Here is a 2,801-nt window from a genome sequence, read left to right on the forward strand (position 1 = left end):
AAATATTATTTAAATTTTAATATTAATGATTTTTTTTGTTATTTTTTTAATAAATATAAGTTTAACATAATGTTTTATGTTATATACTATGCTTAAGAAACAATTAAAGGATTTAAAATGAAAACTCTACTTATCGCAATCTTACTTCTAGCCTCTATCAACCTAAACGCTAAAACAACTGATATGTATCAACATGCTAGAGATATGAGAGTCTCTTCTGCTCACCAACAAAATGTTAAAAATGGTTCTAAAAAATTATTCTTTGCTACTAGAGCAGCTAAAAAAGGTAATGTTGTTGCTCAATTTGACTTGGCTATGATGTATGCTTCTGGTAATGGAGTTGCAAAAAATGAGAGAACTGCTTTTAATTGGTTTCATAAAGCTGCTAGAAATGGTCATGCTGAAGCTAAATACTACATGGGTCTATCTTTTCTCCAAGGTAGAGGGGTAAAAAAACAGCTTCATCTTGCTAGATACTGGTTTAAACTCGCTTCTAAAGCTGGTTACTCAAAAGCTGTTTATCATCTATCTAAAGTTGAGAAAGTTCTTTTCCCTCATGCGAACAAGGGTAACCACTATAGTATGAGATAGCCGTAGGGGTAGACCAATGTGTCTACCCAATGCCTTTAATGTAAACCAATCTATAAATTTAGATATATTTTTTTGAAATTATTAACATTTTTGTATGCGAACATAGGGCAGACACATCGGTCTGCCCCTACACCAATTCAAGAGCCAATCGTTTAGCCCCCTTAAAATCAGCCTTACCCGTCCCAAGTTTAGGAATCTCATCCACTTTAAAATAACTACTCGGAACATACAGAGGATTTATGCCAAGCCCTTTAATCTCCCTTTTTAACTCATCCAAATCTTTTTCACCCTCCAAAAGCAACACCAACTTCTCCCCTTTTTTAGCATCAGGAATAGCCGTTACAGAAATCTGGTCATCTTCACCCAACAGCTTTCCAATCTCACTCTCGACTAATCCAAGACTCACCATCTCCCCACCAAGCTTAGCAAAACGGCTATATCTATCAACAATCGTTACAAATCCATCCTCATCGACATGACCTTTATCGCCAGTGACATACCAACGAATCCCATCTATCATTTTAATCACCGATTTGGTCTTCTCCTCATCTCCCAAATAACCTTTCATCACCTGCGTACCACCGATAAGCATCATCCCATCCTCTCCTGTTGGCAGAGGTTTGAATGTATCTGGGTCAACTATCATAAAGCTACTTCCAGGCAGAGCCAAACCGATACTCCCTGCTCTATTTCCAACTTGTACATGGTAGTCATCAGGGTCTATAGCATCATGAATATTACAACTAGCGACAGGTGTGGTCTCTGTCGTTCCATACCCCTCCAAGATGGTCTTTCCAAACTTAGACTTAAACAGCTCTGCTATCTCTTTTGGCAACTTCTCTGCTCCTGCAATAACAAAGCGTAACTTATCAAACATCAGAGGATGTATCTTTCTATTTCTCGCATATAATCTATAGAATGTAGCTGTTGCAAAAAGAATCGTTGCGTTGTATTTTGCTGAGAGTTTTCCAATTCCTAGACCATCAGTAGGGTCAGGATGACAGACCACAGGAACTCCCTCTATTAGTGGGAAGAGTGTCGAGACAGTCAAACCAAATGAGTGAAATATCGGTAGAGTTCCCAACATAACATCCTCATCATTTGGATTCATTAGAGTAGCTATCTGCTTAATATTTCCCATCAGATTTTGATGTGTTAGCTCTATCCCTTTTGGAGTTCCCTCGCTCCCACTAGAGAAGAGAATCGCTGCGGTTGAGTCAACAGGTCTATTTTTGACAAATAGAATACTCAATAGAGAAGTTGGCAAGAATCTTGCCATCATAAATGTCAGAAGTTGAGATGATTTACTCATTTTAGCTTTTAAATCTTCCAGATATATCACCTCTACACTCTCCAAAGACTCATCAAGGTCAAAACCTTTTGCTTTGAGTTTGGTCATAAACTGTTTGGAGCTTATTATCTGTTTTATATCTGCCAACTTAATGGCGTGTTTGAGGCTATCTATTCCACTAGAGTAGTTTAGATTAACGATGGTTTTTCCCAATGTCAGCGTCGCCATATTGGCAATAGACCCCCCTGCACTGGTTGGTACGATAAGACCAATATTCTGCTCCTCCCCTAGAAGTTTTTTGAAAGCTCTTCTCATCAATAGAACAGCAGTGATAAAACGATAACCTCCAAGTTGGACACCAATAGAGTCTGCCACACAGAGCCTGTGACCTACTTTTTTTGCCTCTTTTATCCAAGCTTTTGGCAGAGATGGCAGACGCGAAGTGTATGAGTGCCATGAGCTTATGGATAGCTTGAACACTGCCTCTTTGACCTCATTTGCCTTACTATTAATAGGCATCGGTTTGCCAAATGCCACACCTACATCTCTTAGCTTTCTGTTTTTCATCTTGCTAGAAGCGTGAGAGAATCCACCTTCCCAGAGTCCACGAAGGTAAAATGGAATTATAATCGCATTTCTAGTCACATCAGCAGTGGCGAGTTCAAAACCTTTTTGAAACTTCCCAAGGTGACCATTTCGGGAGAGATGACCCTCTGGAAAAAGTGCAACCGTCTCACCGTTATTTAGAGCTTCACTTACCAAAGAGAGTGCTTTTTTACCACCTCTAGTAGAGATTGGGATTGCATCAAAGAATTTAAATATAGGTTTGAGATACCAGATATTATAATAGCTTCTATCTATCACAAATCGAATCTGTTTAGGGTAGGCAATCTGCAAAAATGCCCAGTCCAAAAACGAG

General features: G+C 38.9%; 2 protein-coding genes. One reads left to right on the top strand and one right to left on the bottom strand.

Annotated elements, in window-relative coordinates:
* Window positions 1-117 precede the first annotated feature (117 nt).
* Window positions 118-591 carry a tetratricopeptide repeat protein gene (locus tag GSY74_RS10345; RefSeq protein WP_164665023.1) on the top strand — a complete coding sequence of 158 codons (474 nt, stop codon included), beginning with the start codon at window positions 118-120 and terminating at the stop codon, window positions 589-591.
* 127 nt (window positions 592-718) lie between these two features.
* On the opposite strand, the gene GSY74_RS10350 is transcribed toward GSY74_RS10345, so the two are convergent.
* A partial coding sequence (locus GSY74_RS10350) for an AMP-binding protein (protein WP_164665024.1) occupies window positions 719-2,801 on the bottom strand: 2,083 nt, incomplete at its 5' end.

Source organism: Sulfurovum sp. bin170 (genome assembly GCF_010892395.1).
Taxonomy (GTDB): domain Bacteria; phylum Campylobacterota; class Campylobacteria; order Campylobacterales; family Sulfurovaceae; genus UBA1140.